Origin of the sequence: Winogradskyella sp. SYSU M77433 (assembly GCF_029911945.1) — a bacterium.
In the GTDB taxonomy this organism is placed as follows: Bacteria; Bacteroidota; Bacteroidia; order Flavobacteriales; family Flavobacteriaceae; genus Winogradskyella.
Genome location: NZ_JARYTG010000009.1, coordinates 65042 through 91822 on the forward strand (window position 1 = coordinate 65042; position 26781 = coordinate 91822).

The 26781-nt window shown below is 31.9% G+C and carries 21 protein-coding genes and 2 tRNA genes; 16 read left to right on the top strand and 7 right to left on the bottom strand.

The window, feature by feature from the left end:
* Nucleotides 1-19: 19 nt before the first annotated feature.
* Nucleotides 20-1849 (bottom strand): SLC13 family permease, encoded by a 1830-nt coding sequence (locus QGM60_RS16285; RefSeq protein WP_281141319.1) that lies wholly within the window; start codon nt 1847-1849, stop codon nt 20-22.
* Nucleotides 1850-2074: 225 nt separating this feature from the next.
* Here QGM60_RS16285 and bshB1 point away from each other — a divergent pair, with 225 nt between their 5' ends.
* Nucleotides 2075-2797: a bacillithiol biosynthesis deacetylase BshB1 gene (bshB1, locus tag QGM60_RS16290; protein WP_281141320.1), complete on the top strand. Its 723-nt coding sequence runs from the start codon at nt 2075-2077 to the stop codon at nt 2795-2797.
* A 60-nt stretch (nt 2798-2857) separates the two neighbouring features.
* Nucleotides 2858-2933, top strand: a tRNA-His gene (locus QGM60_RS16295).
* Between the two features lie 97 nt (nt 2934-3030).
* On the opposite strand, the gene QGM60_RS16300 is transcribed toward QGM60_RS16295, so the two are convergent.
* From QGM60_RS16300 to QGM60_RS16320, 5 genes are all read right to left on the bottom strand, one after another.
* Nucleotides 3031-4614: a M28 family peptidase gene (locus QGM60_RS16300; protein ID WP_281141321.1), complete on the bottom strand. Its 1584-nt coding sequence runs from the start codon at nt 4612-4614 to the stop codon at nt 3031-3033.
* Between the two features lie 54 nt (nt 4615-4668).
* Nucleotides 4669-5700, bottom strand: coding sequence for a M28 family metallopeptidase (locus QGM60_RS16305; protein ID WP_281141322.1), 1032 nt, complete (start codon nt 5698-5700; stop codon nt 4669-4671).
* A 67-nt stretch (nt 5701-5767) separates the two neighbouring features.
* Nucleotides 5768-6103, bottom strand: coding sequence for an FUSC family protein (locus QGM60_RS16310; RefSeq protein ID WP_281141323.1), 336 nt, complete (start codon nt 6101-6103; stop codon nt 5768-5770).
* 4 nt (nt 6104-6107) lie between these two features.
* Nucleotides 6108-6887: a DUF3108 domain-containing protein gene (locus tag QGM60_RS16315; protein WP_281141324.1), complete on the bottom strand. Its 780-nt coding sequence runs from the start codon at nt 6885-6887 to the stop codon at nt 6108-6110.
* Between the two features lie 175 nt (nt 6888-7062).
* Nucleotides 7063-7878, bottom strand: a complete 816-nt coding sequence (locus QGM60_RS16320) for an AraC family transcriptional regulator (protein WP_281141325.1) — start codon at nt 7876-7878, stop codon at nt 7063-7065.
* A gap of 165 nt (nt 7879-8043) precedes the next feature.
* Here QGM60_RS16320 and QGM60_RS16325 point away from each other — a divergent pair, with 165 nt between their 5' ends.
* The 10 genes from QGM60_RS16325 (at nt 8044) to QGM60_RS16370 (ending at nt 21127) form a co-directional block, all read left to right on the top strand.
* Nucleotides 8044-9564 (top strand): succinate CoA transferase, encoded by a 1521-nt coding sequence (locus QGM60_RS16325; protein WP_281141326.1) that lies wholly within the window; start codon nt 8044-8046, stop codon nt 9562-9564.
* A gap of 121 nt (nt 9565-9685) precedes the next feature.
* Nucleotides 9686-9773 (top strand) — tRNA-Ser (locus QGM60_RS16330).
* 237 nt (nt 9774-10010) lie between these two features.
* Nucleotides 10011-11261 carry a site-specific integrase gene (locus QGM60_RS16335; protein WP_281141327.1) on the top strand — a complete coding sequence of 417 codons (1251 nt, stop codon included), beginning with the start codon at nt 10011-10013 and terminating at the stop codon, nt 11259-11261.
* Nucleotides 11262-11458: 197 nt separating this feature from the next.
* On the top strand, nt 11459-11722 hold the full coding sequence (locus tag QGM60_RS16340; protein ID WP_279301678.1) for a helix-turn-helix domain-containing protein: 264 nt from the start codon (nt 11459-11461) through the stop codon (nt 11720-11722).
* The gene (locus QGM60_RS16345) at nt 11722-13209 is read left to right on the top strand and encodes a hypothetical protein (protein WP_281141328.1); all 1488 of its coding nucleotides are present in this window, start codon (nt 11722-11724) and stop codon (nt 13207-13209) included. The genes QGM60_RS16340 and QGM60_RS16345 overlap by 1 nt, the downstream gene beginning before the upstream one ends.
* Before the next feature lie 131 nt (nt 13210-13340).
* The gene (locus QGM60_RS16350) at nt 13341-16409 is read left to right on the top strand and encodes a type I restriction endonuclease (protein WP_281141329.1); all 3069 of its coding nucleotides are present in this window, start codon (nt 13341-13343) and stop codon (nt 16407-16409) included.
* A gap of 18 nt (nt 16410-16427) precedes the next feature.
* Nucleotides 16428-18056 (top strand): class I SAM-dependent DNA methyltransferase, encoded by a 1629-nt coding sequence (locus QGM60_RS16355; protein WP_281141330.1) that lies wholly within the window; start codon nt 16428-16430, stop codon nt 18054-18056.
* Nucleotides 18046-19356 carry a restriction endonuclease subunit S gene (locus tag QGM60_RS16360; RefSeq protein WP_281141331.1) on the top strand — a complete coding sequence of 437 codons (1311 nt, stop codon included), beginning with the start codon at nt 18046-18048 and terminating at the stop codon, nt 19354-19356. The genes QGM60_RS16355 and QGM60_RS16360 overlap by 11 nt, the downstream gene beginning before the upstream one ends.
* On the top strand, nt 19353-20180 hold the full coding sequence (locus QGM60_RS16365) for a HipA family kinase (protein ID WP_281141332.1): 828 nt from the start codon (nt 19353-19355) through the stop codon (nt 20178-20180). Before QGM60_RS16360 ends, QGM60_RS16365 begins: the two co-directional genes overlap by 4 nt.
* Nucleotides 20181-20263: 83 nt before the next feature.
* Nucleotides 20264-21127, top strand: coding sequence for a DUF3037 domain-containing protein (locus tag QGM60_RS16370; protein ID WP_281141333.1), 864 nt, complete (start codon nt 20264-20266; stop codon nt 21125-21127).
* A gap of 841 nt (nt 21128-21968) precedes the next feature.
* On the opposite strand, the gene QGM60_RS16375 is transcribed toward QGM60_RS16370, so the two are convergent.
* Complete coding sequence (locus QGM60_RS16375) at nt 21969-22718, bottom strand: hypothetical protein (RefSeq protein WP_281141334.1); 750 nt, start codon at nt 22716-22718, stop codon at nt 21969-21971.
* 209 nt (nt 22719-22927) lie between these two features.
* Between QGM60_RS16375 and QGM60_RS16380 the strand changes: the two genes are divergently transcribed.
* The 4 genes from QGM60_RS16380 (at nt 22928) to QGM60_RS16395 (ending at nt 26750) form a co-directional block, all read left to right on the top strand.
* On the top strand, nt 22928-23116 hold the full coding sequence (locus QGM60_RS16380) for a hypothetical protein (protein ID WP_270005202.1): 189 nt from the start codon (nt 22928-22930) through the stop codon (nt 23114-23116).
* Between the two features lie 313 nt (nt 23117-23429).
* A complete protein-coding gene (locus QGM60_RS16385; RefSeq protein WP_281141335.1) occupies nt 23430-24611 on the top strand; it encodes a hypothetical protein in 1182 nt (393 codons plus the stop codon).
* 101 nt (nt 24612-24712) lie between these two features.
* Entirely contained in the window at nt 24713-25765 is a 1053-nt protein-coding gene (locus QGM60_RS16390; RefSeq protein WP_281141336.1) for a GNAT family N-acetyltransferase, read from the top strand.
* Between the two features lie 151 nt (nt 25766-25916).
* On the top strand, nt 25917-26750 hold the full coding sequence (locus QGM60_RS16395) for a response regulator transcription factor (protein WP_281141337.1): 834 nt from the start codon (nt 25917-25919) through the stop codon (nt 26748-26750).
* The last annotated feature ends 31 nt before the right edge of the window (nt 26751-26781 follow it).

Here is a 26781-nt window from a genome sequence, read left to right on the forward strand (position 1 = left end):
TTAATGTTTTTTGAATTGTTTAAAATGGCCAAATCAATGGCACTAATACTAGTGATACTATTAAGAAAAGTAGAAGCAAAGGTGCTCCAACCTTTAGATAATCCATAAATTTATAACCACCAGCTGTCATTACCATGGCGTTTGTTGTAGTGCCAACAGGTGTTAAAAATGCTGTAGATGCACTTATAGCGACAACTATCATAAATGGTGCTGCTGAAATATTCAAAGTGTTTGCAGCAATAATTACTATAGGTGCCATAAGAACAGCTGTTGCAGAATTATTGATAACTTGACTAAATGTTGTAGTGAGTAAGAACACTCCAGCTAGTAATACAACTGGATGTTGTTGGCCTAGAGTATTAACTAAACCGTTGGCAATTAACTCTGCAGTCCCTGTTTTTTGTAATGCAATTCCCATCGGAATCATAGCTGCAATCATAACTACACTTATCCAACTAATACCTTTGTAAGCTTTTGAAATAGGTACACAACCAGTAATCAATACAATACCAGCAGAAATAAGAGCTGCGATGGCACCAGGTACTACTTTAAAGACTAATAATCCAATCATTAATAGAAGCGCAAACAGTGCTATAAATGATTTTGAAGTTAAGTCAGTAATTGTTTTAGACATCCCTTCAGGACTACCGCATATTACCAAGTTTTCATGATGCTCTTTCAACTGATCGATATCGCTCCAACTACCTCTTACCAAAAAGGCGTCACCAGCTTTAACCAAAACCTCTCTTTCTGTAATTGGTATGTTATTTCTAGAAGCAGCCATTAATTGTATTCCAAAACGTTTAAAGAAATTACCTAATCTCATTTTTCTTCCAACTAAAATAGACTTTGGAGTCACCAAGATTTCTGCCATACCAACCTCTTGGTTAATGAGATTGTGTATTACTTCATCTTCAATAGATTCAATAGGTAAAAGTCCTAGTCTAAATTTTATCATTAAAGCGTTAATAGCTTCGGTATCTCCTTTTACGGTTATAATATCATGATATAGAAATTCTGTTGAGTTGGTTGGGAACTCTATATAAGGTTCGTTTCCTTTTAAAACATTAGGGTGTCTTCTTTTTATTCTGATGATTGAAACTTTGTGCTCACGTTCAAAATTCCATTCACCCATTTCTGTATTCAATAAAGGTGAAACAGAACGTACTCTAAGTCTGTAATAATCGTTTTCAAATCTATAAGCTTCAATCCATTTGTGTAATGTGTTACTGATGTCTACAGGTTTGTTATTCGTTTTGTTTTTTGGTAACAACTTGTAACCGATAAATCTGAAATAGAGTAGGGTTAGAAGTAGTAATGGTAAACCAATCAATCCAAACTCAAAGAAAGAAAAGCCCTCCATACCACTTTGAATCATAGTATTGTTAACAATGATATTTGGAGGTGTACCTGTTAAGGTGAGTAGTCCACCAGTATTAGAGCCAAACGCCACAGGCATAAGTAATTTTGACGGTAAAGTTCCTATACTCCAAGCAGAAGCAATGGTAACAGGCATTAAAGTAGCCACAGTACCTGTGTTACTTACGATTCCAGAAAGTAAACCAGATCCTAACGTTGTTATAAGCAATAATTTGGTTGAGCTTTTTCCGGCTAGTTTTATAAATTTTTGTCCTGCTAAAGCTGTCCAACCAGTTTGAGATAATCCTTCTCCAATGATAAACAGGGCAGCAATCATAATAACTGTAGTATTGCTAAATCCACTCAAAGTTTCATTGAGATCTAATATTCCAAAAAGAAATAAACTAATCATAGATAGTAGAGCTATGATGTCTGGTGTAAATTTTCCCCAAATGAATAAGAGAATGGTAACGGTTAGTATGATTAGCATTAAGCTCATGGTGTGGTGATTTTTATAGTATAAAATTACTGGCAAGACAAAGCAATTATTATGACAAATGTCATGCTTTTGACGAATTACGAAGTTTTCAATTTTAGGTGATTTAAATGATGAATTATAGAATTTTTACTACACGAAAGCGTTTTCGAAATAAAAACAATGTTATAATCTGTTAGCTTTTTAATATTTTTGACATCTACGAAAAGAAAAAAATTCATGAAATTAGATATTCTAGCCTTTGGTGCACATCCAGATGACGTTGAATTGGGATGTGGAGCTACATTGGCAAAAGAAGTTTCCAACGGAAAAAAAGTTGGTATAATTGACTTAACAAGAGGTGAGTTAGGTACGCGAGGAACTGCTGAAACCAGAGATAAAGAATCGGCAGATTCTGCTAAAATTCTAGGTGTAGCTATGCGCACAAATATGGAATTTGCTGATGGCTTTTTCGTTAACGATAAAGCACACCAAATTGAAATTATAAAAGAAATTCGAAAGTATAGACCAGAGATAGTTATTTGCAATGCCATTGATGATCGTCATATAGATCATGGAAAAGGAAGTAAACTGGTAAGTGATGCCTGTTTTTTAAGCGGTTTGAGAAAAATAAACACAAAGCATAATGATGAAGACGATTGGCAAATGCCGTGGAGACCGAAGGTAGTCTATCATTTTATTCAATGGAAAGATATTGAGCCAGACATTGCTGTAGATGTTACGGGTTATATGGAGCAAAAGATGGCATCTGTGTTGGCTTATAAGACGCAATTCTTTGATCCAGATAGTAAAGAGCCTCAAACTCCTATTTCAAGTAAAAATTTCACCGATAGTATTACCTATAGAGCAAGAAATTTAGGAAGATTAATCGGAACAGAATTCGCTGAGGGTTATACAGTTGAACGTTATCCGGCTGTTGATAGTTTATTTGATTTAAAATAATTTAAAAAAACCTTTTGTAGAAAAGGTAAAATAATATACATTTGCAACCCTAATTAAAATGGTGGTTGTAGCTCAGTTGGTTAGAGCGCTGGTTTGTGGTACCAGATGTCGTGGGTTCGAGTCCCATCTTCCACCCAAAAAGATAAAGCCTTTCAGAAATGAAGGGCTTTTTTTGTGTCTAAAATTAAAAAGCCTCTCATTTTGAGAGGCTTTAAGATTGTAAATTTAATTTTTTATTCTTCTGTAGCTTTGTCTACTACAATTCGGTCGTTTCTGTTAGCAACTTCCCAAGCCGTGTAGAATACAAGTCTTGTTCTATTTTCTAAAAGATCATACTCAATCTTATCTGGTGTATCACTTGGTTTGTGATAATCATCATGTGTACCGTTAAAATAAAAAATTACAGGAATATTGTTTTTAGCAAAATTATAATGGTCAGATCTGAAGTAAAAACGGTTTGGATCATTTTCATCGTTGTAGGTGTAATCAAATTCTATGTTTGTGTATGTTGAATTTACCGACTCGGAAATATTGTGTAGGTCTGTACTTAATTTATCACTTCCTATTAAGTATATATAGTTTCTATCTCCTTCTTTTCTCTTAGGATCAGTTCTACCTATCATATCAATATTTAAATCTGCAACAGTATTTTCCAAAGGAAAAACAGGATCAACATCGGTGTAGTATCTAGAACCTAGTAAACCTTTTTCTTCACCAGTAACATGTAGAAATAGAATAGATCTTTTAGGACCATTGCCATCTTTTTCAGCAGCTTTAAAAGCTTCGGCTATTTCAAGAATAGCAATAGTTCCAGAACCATCATCATCTGCACCATTGTAAACTTCGCTATTTTTTATGCCTTCGTGGTCTAAATGCGCTGATACTACTACAATTTCATTTGGTTTTTCAGAACCTTTAATATATGCTAAAACATTCTCTGAAGTGATATTTTCTGATGGATTTTCTATACTAATTTCTAAGTTAGTATTGATTACTTTTGGAGTATCCGATTCAGTAATGTCAGGATTTAATGTCTTTCCTAAATTCTCTGTAACTAATAACATAAACATAGCGCCATCATTACCCTTAATGGATAGACGACCTGATTCACCAGATTCAAATACTCTTTGGTAAAATGGTGCAAATCTAGAAAATTGTTCATCATCCATTAAGATGAGACCTTTTGCGCCTTTATCTGATGCAGCCTCTCTTTTGCTAGACAATGATTGTCTGCCACTGGACCATTTTGTTTCTTCAGAAGTACCTGATGTGACGTAATTTCCTTCTTCGTTTTTTGGTTCACCTGCTTTAGCTAACACAATTTTTCCTTTAACATCAATGTTATTATAGTCCGAATAGTTTTCGGTATCAATGCCATAACCAGCATAAACAATATCATTATTGGAAACATTTACAGATTCTGGTGTTCTTAAAACGATTTGGTCTTCAAAACTTATGAACTCTTTGTCATTAACCTTAACTAAAGCAGACGCGACTTTTTGCTTTTCTAAAGGCACTTCTTGGAAATAATCATTACCACCTAAAGGGGAAGGGATTCCCATAGCGATGTATTGCTCCTTTAAATATTCTACAGCCATCTTTTGACCTTTTTCTCCGGTTTCCCTTCCTTCAAATTCATCAGAAGCATATTTGAAGAGCATGGTTTTAAGCTCATCTGATGTTATTGTTGCAGCATATTTAGTAGGGTCAACCGTTTCTACTTTGGTTTGCTGAGTAGAGGTAAAGGTGCTAGTTTTTGATGAAGTACCGCAACTAGCAATTAAAATAGCAGTACTCAGTAGAATTATCTTTTTCATTTATATGGAATAGTTTAATTGTGACTTTAAATTAATAAAGTCGATTTAAGTGTTTTAAATGATTTCGGGTTTTAGCCTTTCGTCTGAATTTGCGATATACCAAGCCGTTGCAAATATTAATTTTGTACGCTTAGTTAATAAACGATAATTGATTTTATCGGCAGTATCTGTCGGCTTTGTATAGTCTTCGTGTTCACCATTAAAGAAGAAAATTACAGGAACGTTTTGTAGTGCAAAATTATAATGATCAGATCTATAATAATACCTATTTGGATCATTATCTTCATTATACTTATAATCTAAGCTAAGATTTGTAAACTCTTTATTAGCTTTTTGAGCAATAAAATGCAATTCTGTACTAATCTTATCAGATCCTATAAGGTAAATATAGTTTTCGTTATCAATATGCCTGTCATCAACTCGTCCAATCATATCAATGTTAAGTGTAGCAACGGTTTCTTCTATTGGGAACACAGGATTTTCAGTATAATATCTAGAACCATGGAGTCCAACTTCTTCGCCTGTAACGTGAAGAAAAACAACACTACGTTTAGGTCTATAACCGTCGTTTGTGGCCTTTTTAAAAGCTTCTGCCATTTCTAATACAGCAGCAGTTCCTGAGCCGTTATCATCAGCGCCATTATATATTTCACCATCTTTTATGCCTTCATGGTCAGAATGGGCTGTTATAAATACATATTCATCTGGAAACTCAGAACCTTTGATGTAGGCAATTACATTTTGAGAATCGTTTAAATTATCAGGTAAAACACTTTTAGGTACTTTTTGATAGTAGTCCTTATTAGATTTTGGAGCTTTTATCTCTTTAGATTTATAATAAGATCTAATGTAGTCGCAAACGTCATCATGCCCTTCTTCACCTGTCATTCTACCGTTATATTTATCGGAAGATACTTCTACTACGTGAGTTTTGAGTTCTTCAGGCTTAATAGTGTTGAGGTATTTTTCAACTACTTTTTTATCGTCATAGGTTATGCTATTCCTTAAATTATCGATTTTTTCACTATGCCTAAGGGAGGCACAAGACCCAACAAGGATGAGGGCTGAAGCAAAAAGTAGTTTCATCTAACGGATTGATTTAAGCAAAAATAACGAATTCTATAACATAATTTCTTAACTGAATACCAAAAAATCACAAATCTTCATCGATGTCTAAGCCTTCAAGAATCTCTTTAGAATCTTCAAGATTTTCTTCATCTCTTTCTTCGAGTTGTTCTGTGTCTCCAACTTCAAGTGTTGTAAAAACACCTTTATATATAGTAATACTTAAAGAAATAATAACTAAAAGAAAGATATACTGAATGGTTTTTGGTTTTTGCTTTTCTTTTTTAGAAAGAAAAACGATAACTATTCCGCATATAAATCCTGCTATAATAGGGAATATGGCGAGATTAGATAAAGGTGTTACGGCTAGTATTGTTGCTAGTATAGCTGAAATAAACCCTAAGGTGCTGAGTAGTTTTTTCATGTAATTAATGTTTAAGTCCAGAGGCGGAAACGATTTTTAACTCACCATTACCAACAGGAATTTTAAATTTAGCATAGACAGGGATTTTATTATCGTCTGCAGTAAGCCAAAGTAAGTTAGAATTACTACCTTTTAAGATGTCACTTCCTTTTACGGCTATAGATAGTTTATAACATTCTTTACTTCCTATCTGAGTTGAAATTGTTTCTTTATTGAGGTATTTTACGGTTATAATTGTTTCTTTATTATCAAATAAAACTGTGAAGTAGGACTGATCTCCAGGCTTGGCTTTATGAATATCTAAGTTTCTAATATTGTACAATGTGCTGACAATATCTTTAGTAGAAGCTCCGATTTTTATACTTTTATTCTCGTCCCAAGTTTGTCCATCTTTCTTCTTTTTCCTTTTAAGACTTTGTACCAATTTTGTTTTATGGTTGTATTTATACTGCATAAATTTATAATAGCCACCTTCGCTGATATCTCTTTTATATAAATACGGAGTTAAATAATTGACATTTACATAGCTTTCGTAAAGATCTCTAATCTTAAAAAAATTATCCCATTTAGTGTAGGTTGTTGCAGTACATTTAAGACGTAACAATATGTTTTTGGAAGTTTTTACTTCACTTGTTTCCATTTTTACTTGGGCAATGTCTGTTAATATTCCAGACATATTATAAGATGCAGTATATACTAACTTTTCTCCAGTAGCAATGGTTTTGTTTTGAGCAAAATTTTGATAACACGCTAAAAACAAAAGAATAAGAAAGAGCTTTTTCATAAAAGAAATGTATAAAATGATGATATCATTTATTATGCCGAAAATACGATGCTTTATCAAATGTTACTAATTTTTGAAATCGTAATTTTTTTATCTAAAAAAAATAGATAAAAAAAATACCTAGACTAAAAAAGGATTTTATGTTTGCACTCGTAATAGGATACATGGTGTGTTATTAATGAGATTCTAAATAGATTTCATTAGACTTTCTGTATTCTGAAGGAGGTCTTCCCATAATTTTGCTAAACGTATTACTAAAAGTTGGCAAACTACTATAGCCGACCATATTAGCAATCTCAGAAATATTATAATTAGAATTCATTAAATACTCTAAAGATTTATAAATTCTAAGTTGAGTGTAATAACTTATATAAGACATTCCAAGATCTTTTTTAAAAAGACGATATAAGGTTTTATCTGTCATGCTAAACTTGGCAGCTAACTCTGGTAATAAATGTTCCTGCTGAATATGGTTTGCCAAAAATGTAATTATCTGAATCAGTTTCTGATTAGTTGGTTCTGGTAATTGTAAGGGTAAAGATTCTGGAATAGTCTGTTCTAAAAGCACTTTAAAGGCTGTTACAATAGCGTACTGAGCTTCTTGAAATGGTAGAATATCTCCTTTCCAATCTTTGGTAAACAATAAGAGTTCCATCAATAAATTATTAGCAGGATAAATCCCTTCGCTCTCATAAAACTTACTAGAACTTCCTTGAATAGGAAAATATAAGTTCCGCATAAGAACCTTAGGAGAACTGGGGTAAATAGCGTGTTCTACTCTGGGCGGAATCCACATGTAATGTCGTGCCGGTAAGTAATATGTACTGCTAAGCGTCTTTACTTGTACCAAACCGCCTTCTGTGTATAAAAATTGGCCTTTTTCATGGCTATGAGATTCAATAAACGTTTCTCCCATTAAATCATGGTAGCAATAAACACTTTCAGGAATCTTGTCTACTTCAGTAAGATAATATTTCCTTTTCTGGATCAATTTATTGTAAAATGTATTTCTGCACTAAATTAATAAATAAATGTCTCTTTTAAATAAATAGTCATTAGATATCCTTTATAAATTGCTAAACTGTTTTGTCAATATCATAATTATGGCAAGTGAAATTCAGTAATTAAAGATTTTTTTAACCTAAATATTATTAATATGAACAATTTAATAGACATGAATAGAATCAAGTATAAAGATTATAAACAAAAAATTAAATCCCCTGAAGAAGCTGCTCTTCTAATAAAAAACCACAACGTATTAGGAGTAAGTGGTTTTACCAAAGCAGGTGATAGTAAAACGGTTTTACCACAAGTAGCTGAGAGAGCGCTACATGAAGACATACAAGTAACGGTATTAAGTGGTGCTTCTTTAGGCTATGACACAGATGCCGATTTGGCTAAAAATGGCGCTTTATATAAACGCATGCCATTTCAAGCAGATCCTACATTGCGAAAAAGTATTAATAACCACGATGTGCTTTATGTAGATCAGCACTTGGGACAAACAGCAGATATGCTACAAAGCTTAGATAATTTTAAGATTGATGTTGCTATCATTGAAGCTGCTTTTATAACAGAAGAAGGTTATATTGTACCTACAACATCAGTAGGAAACTCTCCAGTTTTCACTGAAAAAGCTGATAAAATTATTATTGAAATCAATACCACTTTTCCAGAAACGATTGAAGGAATTCATGATGTTATGTTTGTAAAAAAACAACCTAATAGAGACATTATCCCTATCACTCAATCCAACACTAGGATTGGTGATCCTTTCATTAAAATTGATCCCAAAAAGGTTGTTGCAGTAGTATTTACAGAAGTTCCAGACAGTCCAGCCGTGATTTCTGACCCAGATGATAAAACCACTGCCATATCCAATCATATTTTAAAGTTTTTAGAAAAGGAAGTTCAAGAAGGTAGACTATCAGAATCTTTACTTCCCTTACAAGCTGGTATTGGTAAAACCGCCAATGCTATACTTTCTGGATTTACCAAGAGTCCATTTAAAAACTTAACCATGTATTCGGAAGTGTTACAGGATAGTACTTTCGAATTATTTGATTCTGGAAAGTTATTGTTTGCGTCAGCATCTTCTATAACCGTTACAGAAGATTGCTCAAAAAAGATTTTCAGCAATTTTGAAAAGTATAAAGACAAATTGTTGTTACGCCCACAAAATATTAGTAATGCAGCAGAGGTGATAGGTCGTTTAGGAGTAATTGGTATTAACACAGCAATTGAGTTTGATATTTATGGAAATGTCAATTCTACACATATTACCGGAACCAAAATGATGAATGGTATTGGAGGTTCTGGAGATTTTGCTAGAAATGGCTATCTGAGTATTTTTGCTTGTCCTTCAATTTCTAAAGAAGGTAGAATCTCACATATAGTCCCTATGGTATCTCATACAGACCACACAGAACACGATGTAGATATTCTGGTAACAGAACAAGGTTTGGCAGATATTCGTGGATTGGCACCAATTGAGAGAGCTCGTGTTATTATTAATAATTGTGTGCATCCTGAATATCAAGAAGCTTTACAGGCATATTTTGAAGAAGCTTACGCTTTAGGTGGTCACACACCACATGTATTAAAAAAAGCTTTTGAATGGCATAGCAGATTAAAAAACAAAGGAAGCATGAAGTCTTTAGAGGTTGTAGAAAGCTAATTTTTTATATCAAAAAAACATGTTTATCAGAGAGTTAGTAAGATATTTCAAATTGTCTAATATTTTTCACTTAAAAAATAGGTTCTTTTAGAGAATAGTTTTTATATTTGCACCCGCAATCGGAGAAATGGCAGAGTGGTCGAATGCGGCAGTCTTGAAAACTGTTGAGGGTCACACCTCCGGGGGTTCGAATCCCTCTTTCTCCGCCAAGATTTATTCAAAATCGAGCAAAGTCCTGTAAACACCATGTTTACGGGACTTTTTAGTTTCTACAAAACATCAAAAAGTGTATTAAAAACCATTCTGTTGGTGACCTTTTGGGTGACCTTTTTAAAACCTTTTTTAGGTCACCTATTTGTTAATAACTGTTTATAAATCAATAAGTTAAACACAAAATGAGACCTAATTATTTCGTAAATTAATGTATAATTTTAAAGGTCACCAGAATGAACAAAACATTTGGATTATTATTCTACTTGAAGAAAAGTAAAGTAGATGCACAGGGCAAATGCCCTATTTATCTTCGTATTACCATAGATGGTAAACGTACAGAAATCAGTACAAAACGCAGTATTGAAGTTAATAAATGGAACAGTCAAGGCAATAAAGCAATTGGAAGAACAGAAGATATAAGAGAGCTTAACGCCTATTTAGATTCCCTTACTACAAAAGTATATCAAAGTCAAAGAGACCTAATTCAAGACAATAAAGAGGTCACTACAGAAACCCTAAAGAATAAGTTTTTAGGTATTGAAGAAAAAGAGCGTACACTCATAACCATTTTTGAAAACCATAATACACAAGTAAAAAAGTTAGTAGGTAGAGAATTTTCAGCAGGTACTTTAGAGCGTTACAAAACCGTATGCAAGCATCTTAAAGAATTTATGCAGCATCAGTATAAAGTAAGCGATATAAGTATTAAGCGAGTAAACCACCAATTTATAACAGACTTTGAGTTTTACTTAAAAACCGTTAGAAACTGCGGACACAACAGCACCATTAAATACATAAAGAACTTCAAAAAAATAGTGCGTATTGCTCTGGCTAATGGTTGGATAGCAAAAGACCCATTTTTAAATTACAAGGTGCGTTTAAAAGAAGTAGAACGTCAATTCCTTTCAGAAGAAGAAATACAAACAATGCTCGAAAAAGAATTACACACCAACAGATTAGAGCAAGTAAGAGACATTTTCATTTTCTGTTGCTTTACTGGTTTAGCCTATAGCGACGTTAAGAAGCTCTCAAAAGATAATTTGGTATTTGGTATTGATGGCGATAAATGGATTAAAACAAAGCGTACTAAAACCGATACACGCAGTAATATTCCACTACTTCCAACAGCTTTAGAGATTATAAAGAAATACGAAAACCATCCAGAGGCAGTAACAAAAGGTGTTTTACTTCCTGTATTAAGCAATCAAAAGTCTAATGCCTATTTAAAAGAGATAGCAGACTTGTGTGGTATTAATAAAAACTTAACCACCCATTTAGCGCGCCACACCTTTGCAACTACAGTTACTTTGTCTAATGGTGTACCAATGGAATCAGTAAGTAAAATGTTAGGTCATAAATCACTAAAAACGACACAACATTATGCTAAAATATTGGATAGAAAAGTAAGCGATGATATGGCAATTTTAAAACAAAAATTTGCTAACAAAACTAATACTAACGCTTCAAAAAGGATTGCAAACTAACACTTATACACAATAGCGTTAAGCAAACTTCTTAAAAACCACTCAAAACCCTTGTATTTACAGGGGTTTTACTGTTTTTTATGATTATAAATACGTTAATAACTGTTAATAAGTTTGTTTTATGTAAAGCTCAAAATATCGTAAATTAACACAATATAAATCAGGTGTTTACGCCTTTTAATACATTTTAATAAAAAATGACATTCGAAGTAATTACAAAGGATGATTTAAAGACTCTAAAACAAGAAATCATCACAGAACTTAAGACAATTTTAGGAAGCCAAACAGAGCAAAAAAAGTGGTTAAAATCAGCAGACGTTAGAGAGATGCTTAACATCTCACCAGGTACGCTGCAAAACTTACGTGTAAATGGTACACTACCCTACACAAAAATGGGTAAAACGATGTACTATGAGTATGACGATGTAATTAAAATTTTAACCCAAAACAAAAGTGCATAATGAGAATATACATACCAGAAAACTTGGATATATTCGAGTTAACGCATAACAACCCACCAACATTTAAACCTTATAAATTAGACAAGCTATGTTATATCTTGCATCTAATAAATGCCATTCCATTAATGGATAAAGATATTCAAGGCGAAGATTTTATACCTATAAATGCAAAAAAGTTGCAGGATAAAATTCAGAATTATAAGCAATACCTTGATTATTTAGAACAAGATTTAAAAATTATCGAATGTGATAACCATTATTTAGTTGGTGAAAAATCAAAAGGTTACAGATTAATTGAAAAATACAGAACACCTGTTAAACCATTTCAAGTAGTAGAGTTTACATTTCGTAAAAAATTAAAGGTTGAAAAAAATCGTAAACAAGAATCCGTTAAACATCTTGACTTTGCAACAAAGTGGTTTAATGATAAACTGCAAATTGATTATGATTATGTAGACGCTTTTTTACGTGAAGAACATCATTTAAAAATGCAAGATAGATCATTATGGGAGTATGACAGAATCAGAAAAAAACAAAAGCACCCAACAAATCAAATGATACACGCACAAATGAGTGCGCAAAGGTTAAAATGCAAAGATTATAATTTGATGCTGGATGATAATGTATATCGCTTACATACAAACTTAACAAATATGCCAAGTCGTATTAGAAATGCAATTACTTACGATGGTCAAAAATTATATTCGTTAGATATAAAAAACAGCCAACCATATATTAGCACAGTTTTGTTAAGTCGTGACTTTTGGATTGAGCAAAAAAATGAGCCAAATACACCTAACACTTTATCAATCTCTTTTCGTGAACCGCAGAGTCGTAAAAGTCTTTCTTTTAATAATATAAATGATATAAATAATAAAATATTAAACATATCACATATTAAAATTCATAGTAATGATAATTACATTATGTTAGGAGAAATCCCTCAATCCCTTATAGATAATGAGTTTCAACACTATATTGATTTAGTAGTATCTGGTAAGCTATACGAGTTTTTAGAAGAAGCTTTTCAAAAGGAATTGGGTATTCATTTAAAAGACCGTAAAGAAGTTAAAGCAGCAGTATTCCAAGTATTGTTTACAGCAAATCAATTTAAAGGTCAAGTTGAAGCTGCACCAAAACGTGTATTCGAAAAAATGTTTAAAGAAGTGTATGATGTGTTTGCTAAAATTAAAAGCAAAGACAAAACCCTACTTCCAAGATTATTGCAAAGTATTGAAAGTCATTTAATGATTAATGTTATTGCAAAGCGTATAGCAGAAGAATATCCAGAAGCACCTATCTATACCATTCACGATAGTATTACAACTACCGAAGAATATGTAGATGCTGTAGAGCAAATAATGAAAGAAGAACTATCTAAAGCGATAGGTCACCCACCAAAAATAGCAAAAGAAGAATGGTGCAAAAGCAATATGGATAAGCATCTTGAAAAGCTTAAACAAAAAACTTTTGCAACGGCATCATAACACAAAACAACCCAATTAACCCACTCGGTTTTTTGGGTTTTATTTTTTTATTGTAAATATTCCTACTTTACACAAAAAAGATTTATATTTTTATGGTTCTACTTTGAGAATAACTAACCGTAAAAAAGTAAATGAAATTCAACGAAGATTCAAGGGTCAAAATACCATCTATACTACACCTTACGCGATTAGGTTATAAATACTTATCTCTTAAAAATGCGGTTTGGAATGAAGAAACAAACATCTTTACTGATGTTTTTATAAAAAGTATAAAAAAAATAAATCACGATTTAGAAGAAGACGAAGCTAAACGTTTATTAAGTGACGTATCATTACTTTTAGATAACGAAGATTTAGGTAAGGCGTTTTATGATAGGTTAATTCAAAAAACAGGACATAAAATTATTGACTTCGATAATTTTGAAAACAACACATTTAACGTAGTTACTGAACTAACCTATAAAAATGGTGATGAAAACTTTAGACCAGATATTATTCTTTTAATCAATGGTTTACCTTTAGTGTTCATTGAAGTTAAAAAGCCAAATAATAAGGAAGGCGTTATAGATGAACGTAATAGAATTATTAGACGTTTCCAAAATAAAAAGTTCAGACGTTTTGTTAACATCACGCAACTAATGGTATTCTCAAATAATATGGAATACGATAATGATGATGTAGATACAGTTCAAGGTGTTTTTTATGCGTCACCCTCATATCATAAACCAGTATTTAACTATTTCAGGGAAGAAGAAACTTTTAATTTAGACAGCTTATTATTACCTGAAAATGATGATATTGAAAATAAAATATTAAAAGACAATAATTTGGTTATTATCAAACACTCACCAGAGTTTTTAACCAATAAAAATCCTAATTCACCAACCAATCGAGTATCAACATCTTTATTTTCAAAAGACCGCTTATCTTTTGTATTACAATATGCCATAGCCTATGTAAATGAGAGTACAGGCATACAAAAGCATATTATGCGTTATCCTCAACTATTTGCAACCAAAGCAATAGAAAATAAGTTAAATGAAGATACACGTAAAGGTATTATTTGGCATACACAAGGAAGCGGAAAAACAGCTTTAACATACTACAACGTTAAGTTTTTGACTGACTATTTTCAGAAACAAAACATCATACCTAAATTCTATTTTATTGTAGATAGATTAGACTTATTAATTCAATCTAAAAGAGAATTTGCAAGTAGAGGTTTAACGGTACATACGGTTAATTCAAGGGATGAATTTGTAAAAGATATTAAATCTAAAGCAGCTCTTCATAACGAAAGAGGTAATGCTGAAATTACCGTCGTTAATATCCAAAAGTTTTCTGAAAATGCTCAAATTGTAACAGAACAAGATTACGACATTAATATTCAAAGAATCTACTTTTTAGATGAGGTGCATAGAAGTTACAATCCTAAAGGTAGTTTTTTAGCCAATTTAGAGCAATCAGATAAGAACGCTATAAAGATTGGTTTAACCGGAACACCGCTATTGGGTAACGACTATAATTCTAAATCTTTATTTGGCGATTATATACATAAGTACTATTACAATGCCTCTATTGCAGATGGTTATACTCTTAAATTAATTAGAGAGGAAATAGCTTCTAATTATAAAATGGTACTTGAAAATGCTTTAAAAGAAATTGAAGTATTACAAGGCGATATATCCAAAAAGAAAATATTTGCAGACAGGAGATTTGCAGAACCTATGCTTGATTACATAGTAGAGGATTTTGAAAACTTCCGTTTAACCTACGGTGACAATTCAGTGGGAGCAATGGTAGTTTGCGATAGTTCAGACCAGGCAAAAATGCTATTTGATATTTTCAATTCAAAATATGCAGAAAACGAGAATGCTGTTTTAGACCAAGTAGCCGAAGAAAACGAATCCTATAACAAAAAGAAAAAAGATAGTTTTAAATTAAAGACTGCTACGCTTATACTTCACGACATAGGCACAAAGGATGAACGAAAAAGTGAGGTTGAAGATTTTAAAGATGGTAAAATAGATATTCTGTTTGTTTACAATATGTTATTGACAGGCTTTGATGCCAAACGTTTAAAGAAATTGTATTTAGGTAGATTAATCAAAAAACACAATCTATTACAAACCTTAACTCGTGTCAATAGAACATACAAAGATTATAGATATGGTTATGTAGTAGACTTTGCCGATATATCAGACGAGTTTAAAAGAACCAACGAAGATTATTTTAATGAACTACAAGCCGAAAATGGTGATGAGTTAGAAAGCTATAAAAACCTATTCTTGTCTAAAGAAGAAATTGAAGAGGAAATAGCCGATATTAAAGAAGTTCTATTTCATTTTGATACGCTTAACGCTGAAATATTTTCGCAACAAATCTCTGAAATATCAGACCGTAAAAAAATGTTGGCATTAGTGAAAGCGTTAGGTAATGCAAAGAGTTTGTATAATTTAATTCGCTTATTTGGTCACTATGAATTATTGGATAAAATAGACTTCAAAAAACTAACAATTCTATATCGAGAGGCTAACAACCATTTACAATTACTCAATCAAAAAGAAGCTTTAGAAAATGATGTCGATACTACCAACTTACTTAATGTAGCTTTAGAAGATGTCATTTTTATGTTCAATAAAGTTGGTGAGGAAGAACTTGTTTTAGCCGACCAATTAAAAGACACACTACGCAAAACACGAGAAGAATTATCTAATAACTTCGATAAAAAAGACCCTAAATTCATTAGTCTATATGAAGAGTTAGAGCGTTTGTTTAAAAAGAAGAAACTAAACGAAGTAACCCAAGACGAAATGAAAACCAATATTGGCGCATTAAAAGAAATACACGCCAAAATATTAGAGTTAAACAGACAAAATAAACTATTACAAGCAAAATATAATAACGACCCAAAATATTGTCGTATTCATAAGCGTATTGTAGAAAAAGGCGGTTTAACCCAAAGAGAAAGCCAATTATTTGAAGCCTTACAATCAGTAAAAAATGAAGCAGACCTTCAAGTAATACAAAATAGTCGTTTGTTGCAAAACGAGGGCTATTTAGATAAGATGATGATAAAATTGGTAATCAATCAATTTGTCAATCAAAACAAGATTAAATTAAACCCAGAGACTTCTAAATTCATAAACAATTTAGTAGTACAAGAATATACCAATGAATTTCACGGGCGTACAGCCTAATATTAGAGAGTTGATTAAATGACGACAACAGTACAATTTCAAACACAAGTAAAAAACCTTATAGACAGTCTTAAAGGGATCTGTTCTAATTATGGTTTAGGCAATAGCGGTGATGAATACATTATTATTACCCAAACATTCTTATACAAGTTCTTAAACGATAAATTCGCTTACGAGGTAAAACAACTAAATCCTGAATTAGCAAAAGCAGATAATTGGCAAAAAGCGATTGAGCAATTAAGTGAGGAAGAATACGAAATGCTAACCTTACAATTAAGTGCAGATACAGCAGTTCTAAAACCACATCATTTTATATCGCATTTATTTGGCATCCAAAATACATCAGATTTCGCATTGACTTTTGACGATACCTTAATGGATATTGCCATTCAAAACAACGATATTTTCTCGGTAGTAACTACAAGTGGCTCAAAAGAACCTTTGTTTGAAAGAATTAGCGAAAAAATTGATGAAGGCGATAGAAACGCATTTGCTAAAGCAGTAATAAATCAATTAGTTGATTTTAGCTTCGAGCATATTTTCAATGAAAAATACGACTTCTACGCTACTATTTTTGAATACCTAATTAAAGATTATAATAACGATAGCGGTGGCACGTATGCAGAGTATTACACGCCTCACGCAGTCGCTAAAATTATGGCATCTATTCTGGTAACCGAAGATAACATACAAGATGTTACCTGTTACGACCCAAGCGCAGGTTCTGGAACCTTATTAATGAATTTGGCACACGCTATTGGTGAGGATAAATGTACAATTTACTCACAAGATGTATCTAAAAAATCATCGAAGCTATTACGCCTTAATTTAATCCTTAACAATTTAGTACACTCGTTGCAAAACGTAGTTCGTGGTAATACCATTTTAGCGCCCTACCATAAAGACGACAATGGGCAATTACAAAAGTTCGATTACATCGTTTCTAATCCACCTTTTAAGTTAGATTTTAGCGAGTATAGAGACGATTTAGATAGTAAAGAAAATAACGAACGCTTTTTTGCTGGCATACCTAATATTCCTAAAAAGAAAAAGGAATCAATGGCTATCTACACTTTATTTTTACAACACATAATACACAGTTTAACTAAAACTGGTAAAGCTGCTATTGTAGTGCCAACAGGTTTCATTACCGCTCAAGGTATAGATAAAAAAATAAGACAAAAATTAATTAAAAATAAAATGTTAGCAGGTGTCGTATCTATGCCTTCTAACATTTTTGCATCAACAGGTACAAATGTCTCCATTATCTTTTTAGATAAAAATAATACTGATGAAATTGTATTAATCGATGCCTCAAATTTAGGAACAAAGGTTAAAGAGGGTAAAAATCAAAAAACAGTATTATCAGAAATCGAAGAGGAAAGAATTATAGATGTTTTCAACAAAAAAGAAGTTGTAGATGATTTTTCGGTAGTAGTTTCTATTGACGAGATAAAAAATAAAAACTACTCATTAAGTGCTGGTCAATATTTTGATATTAAAATTGAATATGTTGATATTTCAAATCAAGAATTTGAAGAAAAGATAACTTCCTCAAAACAGAAGTTAAATGAAATGTTTTTGCTCTCTAAAGATTTGGAAAAAAATATTGAAAAGAATTTATCAAAATTAGTCTATGGCGAATAGTAAATGGAAAAAAGAGCCGCTTAAAAAGTTATGTTACAGGATTGGTGACGGTTTACACGGTACACCTAACTATTCAGACAATACAGATATTTTTTTTATAAATGGTAATAATTTAAAGAATGGCAAAATTGTAATTACAGAGAACACTAATACTGTTTCCAAAGAAGAATTAGAAAATAATTATATCGCTTTAAATGAAAACACCTTACTCTTATCTATTAACGGCACATTAGGCAGTATGGCTTTTTATAACAATGAAACTGTAATGCTTGGTAAAAGTGCAGCATATCTTAATTTCAAAACAAATATAAATCGATTTTACTACTATTATTTCCAATTAGATGGTGTCCAACAATATTTTCATAATGTAGCAACAGGTTCAACAATCAAAAATCTTTCATTAAAATCAATACAAGATTTTGAAGTACCTGTCCCTGATGATAAAGAATGGCAATCAATAGTATCTATTTTATCTTCATTAGATTCTAAAATTGAACTCAATAATAAAATAAATTCAGAATTAGAAAAAATAGCAAAAACTATTTATGAGTATTGGTTTGTACAGTTTGACTTTCCAGATGTAAATGGAAAACCTTATAAATCTTTTGGAGGAAAAATGATATATAATGAAATATTAAAACGTGAAATTCCTTTTGGCTGGAAATTGAAAGCTTTAAATGATATTGAATCAAATATTATTACAGGGAAAACACCATCAACAAAAATTAAAGAAAACTTTGATGGAGATATTCCTTTCATTACTATTGATGATATTAGGCAAGACACATATATATATAAGACAGAAAGAACATTAACAAAAAAAGGTGCAGAAACTCAAAGCAATAAGTATCTTGATGAAAATGATATTTGTGTTTCTTGCATAGGTACAGTTGGTATTATTGGTTTTGTTGGCAAGAAATCACAAACCAACCAACAGATAAACACAATTTCGACTCCTAAAGAATATAATAGATATTATCTTTTTCAATATTTAAATGATTTTTTCAATTTTAATTCAGCTGCAAAGAAAGGAGCTGTATTAAGTAATATGAATAAAGGTGATTTTGAAGCGATACCTGTAATTGATCCAGATAAATACTTAAAGCAGATTTATTTTGAGAGAGTTGACAATATTTTCAAGACAATTGCAAACAACATCAAACAAAACCAAAAATTAGTAGCATTAAGAGATTGGCTATTACCAATGCTAATGAATGGGCAAGTAACCGTTAAAGAAGCACAAGAGCATATTAACCAAGCAGCAGAACCACAAGAGAATTATAGCATAAATAGTAAGTGATTTTAGAGAGCATACATACAAATTCAATTTTAAGAGAGTTACCTACTGAAGGCCATAGTCCTTTATTGGTAATTGGTAGTGATTATGAAATGTATGTAGCAAAAAACGACAAAGGCAAAGAGCCACCATTTGCGTTAATAAATGAATGTTTAGCAGCCTATTGTTTAAACCGTTGGCAAATTGCAACACCTTATGTAAAATTGGTTAATGTTGCAAAGGAGTTAATAACAGTACAAGATAACCTATCTAATAATCACAGACCACATTATTATGATATGCCTTGTTTTGGTTCAAAATTTGTTAAGAATCCTCTTGATGTAAATGCCTTATTAGTTACAGATAAAAAGAAAGCATATAATAAAATACTGAACCCATTAGATGTGTTTCATATTACGTTATTTGATACTTGGGTAGAAAATGACGACAGAAAGCCAACGAATTATAACCTCATTTTAGAACCAAATGTTAAAAAGTTTAGAGTATTACCAATAGATAATGCGTTTATTTTTAGCACTATGTCTTACCAAGACTTAAACCCTGATTATGGCGTAAGTGTTAGTGTAAACGACCATTTATTAGTATCAGAATTAGGTCATCTTATAAAGAAGAACACAACCATAGATGATAATTTTATTAACAATGAAAGAGAATATTTCTATCTTTGCCTCGAACGAAGCGAACAAGGTTTTGATGCTTTTATGAATCAAGTAGCTGGTTTTTATACCATTGATTCAGATTCTATTACAAACTTAAAATCGTTTTTATTCAACGAAGAAAGAAATAATAATGTCTTTGATGAATACGTTTATAGATTAAAGCAATGAAACATTAATTACAGAGTTTTAATCAAAAAGAAGGATAATTTAGATGTTACATCTGTCCTTTAAAAAACAATAGAAAATAGCAGATGAATAGTTTTTATTCCATATTAAAGTTGTCCCCAAACATTGCAACAGAAGATTCTGTAGCAATAGGGATGCTTTTGTTTGATGGTAAAAAGTTTCGCACCTACTTTTCAGATAAGAAAAAGAGATTAGCCAATAACCTACTTGATGATAAGAATGTAAATCTAAACTTCATTGTCAATCAGATTATTGAAAAATGTAATGCAGTAAATTCAGATAAGGAAGAACTAAAGTTGTTTTACAAATTCGATAAACTTTCTGAAATATCTTATTTTGATTATTTAAGTAATTATTCCAACGGCATAATTCAGTTTTCTAAACCGAAACCTTTATATGAGGAAATGAATGATATAGCTTTTGAAAAGCTAATCAATTTCTTATTTAACGAACCGTTATATGGAAATTACCTTGTAGCATCAAGTGAATTGTCTTTATATCGAAATGTTGTTGAAAGAAAGCTAATTAATAAAGTTGATAAAAAGGTACATACACACTATAGATTTAAACCAGAGGTATTCCCTTCTATTTATTTCTCTTATGAAATGGATTGTATAGGATTGAACGGTTCATTAATTGGTGCGAAATCATTGCCTTTTGATAAATCGGCACAAAGTTTAGATAAAGATATAAGCCATTATTTCACTTTAATATCTTCCTTAACAAGTAAGTACAACAAATCTTTAAAGGATAATAATTTCTATTTAATTTCTGAAGAGCCAGAAAAGATTGGAAGTAAAGAGCATAAACTTTGGGAATCTGTTCGATACAACGAATTAATTTCTGTAATTCATCCTGAAGAATCCAATTTAGTTGCAGACAAAATTATTGAGAAAAAAGCTGCTAAATTTCTTGAAGAAGTAGAATAATCTATTCCCCCACAACCCAAAACCCAGTTTTTTGCGAAAAAGCAAAAACCCTCTGTCTTTTGTGTTGTTCCGCTCACCTCTACAAGTTTAGCGTTTTTTTGTCTTTAAGGTAATAGCACATTACAGCTTTGGTTCTCATAAAATCAAACCAAACTGCAATAAGCTATAAAGTATTATTTTATCATAAAAACCCTAAACTCACCCAAGCTATGTTACATAATGCGTAGTTATAGTAGCAAAAATCCTTTCAAGGGTTTGCTAACGCAGTATTCTTATATTTTCGTAGCTATAACTGGTATTATGTAAAATATCCGCTTATCCCACGCTCACATTGGAACACACAACATCATTCAGTACTATAATGAAACAGTAGTTAGTTAAAGTAGGTTAGAAAATTAGTTATCTCATTCAACTGCACAAAACCATCGTTAAGTTCAAGTATTCCTTACCTCAAATCTTTGTTTGTTTCATTTCGTTAACAAATATCAAGTAACATACAGCTATAATTGAAAGCCTTTAAATTGTGCTTAACTTGAAAATGCAGTACATAATAAAATAAAAAAAGATAGCAAATATAGGTAGCTACCTAATGCCAACGCTATATGCTATAAAGGTCAAGCCCTAAAGGGTTTTAAAGAAAACTTTTTTCAAAATAGTTATTCTATTTCATTAAACGTATTAACATAAAAAACTTTTATTCAAAAACCTTGACAGCATCATCCACGCTACCAAAGCATCAGCTTTCTTTTTTTGTTTTCTTAAAAAAAAATAATAGTAAAAAGAAAAAGCCCTATGATACAAAACCATAGGACTCTTTCAGCTTCAAAGGTCAGAATGAAACTTATGCCACTTCTACGATGTTTAAAACGTTATATGCGCCATTTTTAAGCGGATACTGAACACCGTTAATCTCTTGAAAGAACTCTACTAATAAAAGAAACACATCGTTTCCTGTACCTGTTGGCACACCTGCTGGAGTTAATGTTTGCGATGCAGAAGTCGAATCAATTGGAATATTTACAGTCGGACTGTACTCAATCGCATTTTCTGTAGTATCAAAATCAACTTTTAAGAAAGCAGAAGTAAAACTAACGTGAGTTGCGCCACTTGGATAAGCAATATCGTTTGTAGGTGTTAAATTTGGGATTGAAATTTCACCTGTAGAACCATCAACGCTAAAAGGAGCAAATAAAACCGCACTTAAAACAGCTCTATTATTAAAATCAAAGCCTTTTAAAGCCGCTTTACCTTCTGGTGTTGCCAATCCTGTTGCCACATTTCTTTCGCCTCTTATAGAGGTTGTATCAAAGTTCTTAATTTGCGTCATTACTTGCGTCACACGACTTGAAACTCGATTATCTTTTGCTCTAATCATTAAGTTTCTTGCAGAAGTTCTTAACAACTTACCAGAAGATGCAGAACTACCAAATTCAGAACCATTTTCACGAGTACGCTCAAACGCAGGATCGTTTTGAATACGCTCTTTTGAAACACCGCTTTTAGTCTTTACTAAATAGCCTTCTTTACCCTTGTAAAACGTCAAATTATCTAACGTTCCTTCGAGTTTAATAATACCTTTTAACTTTGCCATAACAATACGTTTTTTAATGATGAATAATCAAATATACGTGCTATAAAGCATCAATATTTATAAGCACTTCCGTACTGTTTACAACTTGCCAAAACTTCCGAAATAGATAGTTTTTTCACTGCGATAATTGTCGTATATTGTATATGAGAGCTTTACAGCTACGGTATAGCTAAAGTATAGTTAGAGTATTAATTTTAAATTTTGAGCCAATGAGTAGAATCTGTATTTACCCTAAAGACGTGCAAGTGGTAACAGGTAAAAGTGAGCGTTATGGTAGAACTATAATCAGCAAGATTAAAGAACACCTTAACAAAGAGTCACACCAATTAGTTACTATCGATGAATTTTGCGACTTTATGGGCTTTGAAATCAGTAAAGTACGAGGATTAATCAAGTAAATTTCGTATCTTTAACACAAGGTTTTAAAGGTGACCTATTCGGTGACCTCATAATGGTACAGGACTGAAACATCAATAAATAAAGGCACTACGAAAGAGGTTCACTTACCTCTTTCTCCGCAAAGGCTTTACCAACATTGGTAAAGCCTTTTTTGTTTTCGTAAATTATTTGTAAAATTTTTTACATGTTAAAACTCACGTTATCAATTTTTTTGGCATTTTAACAATTAATTATGTGCTACTGTAGCTTTCACAATATATTTAGAATCGGAATATAAAGAGACTTATATAAAAGCCTTAAATCAAATATATTATGAGTAATACATCTACGCTTAAACAAACTAGCTTGTCACCTACAGAAGCAGCTTTAGAGATTTACGATTTAGCAATTAAACATCGAGATGAAACCGAACAACTAAGAAGAATGGCACCAGCGGTTGTTGACCGTATGAAGGATTTGCAATTGTTTAGACTTGGTTTACCAAAATATCTTGGAGGATGGGAAGAAAATCCTGTAGAAGTATTCAAGGTTTATGAGTTGTTAGCAAGCGCTGAAGCATCTGTAGCATGGAGTGCATGGAATAATCATTTGGCTTGTACCTTCGGTAGATTCCTAGATCAGGAAAGTATGAATGAAATTTATAAAAATTCATCTGATGTGTACGCTAACTCTGCACGACCAGAAGGTGTAGCGGAAATCGTAGAAGGTGGATATAAAGTTTCTGGACGTTGGACACTAGTATCTGGTTGTGAAATATCAGATTGGTTTGCTTTACGTTGCCTTGTTACTTCTGATCATTTACCAAAAACATTAGGACCTGGCGCCAAATTAAAATTACTCTTTCTTCCTAAATCTGAAATAAATATTATTGACACATGGAGTGTTGGTGGGTTGAGAGGAACGGGAAGCCATGATGTTGAGATAAAAGATGCTTTTGTTGAAGAAAAATACGCCATTGATTTCGATAGCCCAGTTGAAATTGATAACCCTTACAGTAGATTACCTATAGGCTGTATGAATGCCGTAGGTAATGCGTCAATTGCCCTAGGGATTTTGAAGTCTGCTATTACAGATTTAAAGCGTTTGTGTGCTGAGCGTGTTACACCAGGTAAAAATCCTGATTTAAGAGATAGGCTACAAATTCAGAGTGCTTTAGCCAAGGCAATAACAACTTTAGATTCTAAAAGATGTCAATTGCACAGTACAGTAAATGTAATATGGGAAGAAGCTAAAGCTAATAACAGATATACAGATATACAATTGGCAGATGTTTGGTCAGCCTCTGTACAGGCAGCAACAGAAGCAAGAGCTATGGTTACTGAAATATATGCTGTAGCAGGAACAGCGTCATTGTATACAACATCACATATAGAACGTGCACACAGAGATATTCATGCTGTTCTACAACATGGTATTATACAGCCTCACTGGTTAACTCAAGCAGGAAGAGCCTATGTTGGCTTAGAACCTACAGGAGCAATGTTTAGGGTGTAACACTAATTTTAAAATTTAACATAAAACAACTTTAATTTATTAAAATATTAATGCTTTTCTATAAGCATTAATTCTAATTTTAAATTAAAATAAAAAGTTTAATGATAGACGTTATAAAAAATAAGAAAGAATGGGTTGAACTTTTAGAAGTCTTTGGAAATATTGATTTCTATCACACTTATGACTACCACCAACTTTCTAAAAATGAAGGGGAGTTTCCTGTCTTAATAAAATATACTGAAGGTGAAACGGTGTTAGGTTTGCCACTCTTAATAAGAACCATAGAAAACTCAGAATTTAAAGATGCTGTATCAGTTTATGGCTATTCGGGTATTTTAAGCTCTGGCACAGACGAAAAATTTAATAAGGACAACTTTTATAAAGAGTTAAACGCTTACTTTAAAGAGAATAATATCATTTCAGTTTTTTCTAGATTTCATCCTATATTAGAGTATCAAGATGATATTTTGAATGGTTTAGGTCAAATCACAACACTAGGAAAAGTGGTTTGTATAGACTTAACTGATACCATTGAGAATCAAAGAGCAAAATTCAATAGAAGATTAAAAACATATCTAAACAAATCCAGAAAGCTATGTACAGTGATTAATGGAAGTGTTGAAGAGTATAAAGATATTTTCGTGAATTTATATGAAGAAAATATGAGGCGTGTAGACGCTGACGATAGTTATTTCTTTTCCGATAAGTATTATCAAGAAATTCTTTCAAGTGATGACTTTGAGTCAGTATTAAAGCTCTGTATTCATAATGAAACTCAATCTATAATAGGTGCTGCGATTTTTATAAAAACAGGAGATATTGTTCAGTATCATCTATCAGGATTAAGCGAAGATACCTATGAGGTAGATCCAATTAAACTCATTATTGATGAAGCCAGAATAGAAGCTACAGATGAAGGTTATAAAATTTTTAACCTTGGAGGTGGAAGAGGTAGTAACGAGGATTCATTATTCAGGTTTAAAAGTGGTTTTTCAAAAGATTTCAAAGATTTCAAAGTTTGGAAATATATAGTAGACGAAGAAGCTTATAAGAGTTTATTGAAGAACCGTTTGGCAACAACCGAAGATATTGAATTGAGTTATTCAGGTTTTTTTCCAGCTTACAGAGCAAAGTTAGAAGTAACAACATCATAAGATTTACTTAATATATAAAAATAAGGCCGTAAATTTTGATAAAGTTTACGGCTTTTGTTTTGGGTTAATTGTGTTGAGATATTGAATTCTATATTCAAAAATCAATATCTTTGAAGTAAATAAAACTAGATAGTAAATAACTTCATTTCTTATGGATTCTCTTTTCCAAATTTTCAAAGTTGATGTTGAAGAAGCCAATCGAATAGCTTCTGAAGCTAATGAGCCACATAGACATGATTTTGAAGAATTAATGATAGGAAACAAGGGAGTTTTAGAACACTTCATTGATTTCGATTCGGTTGAAACCAGAGCGCCTTTTGTGAGTTTTGTAACCAAAGGTAAAGTACACCGCGTGCAACCAAAGCCATTAAATGGAGAGTGTGATATTTGGGTTATCCGTTTCAAAAGTGAATTTATTCCTGAGACTACATTTCAATTGTATTCCTATTACCACAATCAGGCAGATTTGCAATTAGATTGTGGAATTTGCTTTAATAGACTGATTTTGTTGTGCCAGATGATTTTTGATGAAAACCAAAAAACTGTTCCTAATTATGCTATTATACAGCAAACTTTAAACCTTATTTTTACGATTGTTGAGGGTGAAAGACAACGAATCAATCCATATGATGAGGATTTGCAGAAAACGCAACACATATCTTTCAAAAATTTCCTATCAATCCTTGAAGAAAATTACAAGCGTTCCGTTGGTGTGGAATATTATGCTGAGAAGCTTTTTATGTCTTCAAGAAATCTGAATTTAATTTGTCAGAATATTTTATCGCAAAGCGTTTCTGAAATTATTGAAACAAGAAAGCTTATTGAAGCCAAAAATTTGTTAGTCAGTACTAATAAATCCATCTCTGAAATCGCATACGAATTAGGTTATAATGAGAATTCTTATTTCTCTAATGTATTCAAAAAGAAGGCCGGACAAAGTCCTACAGAGTTTAGAGAAGAGATGAAAAACTTGCTGATTTCTTAATTTTACAACTCATTTACCGAATAGTGTAAAG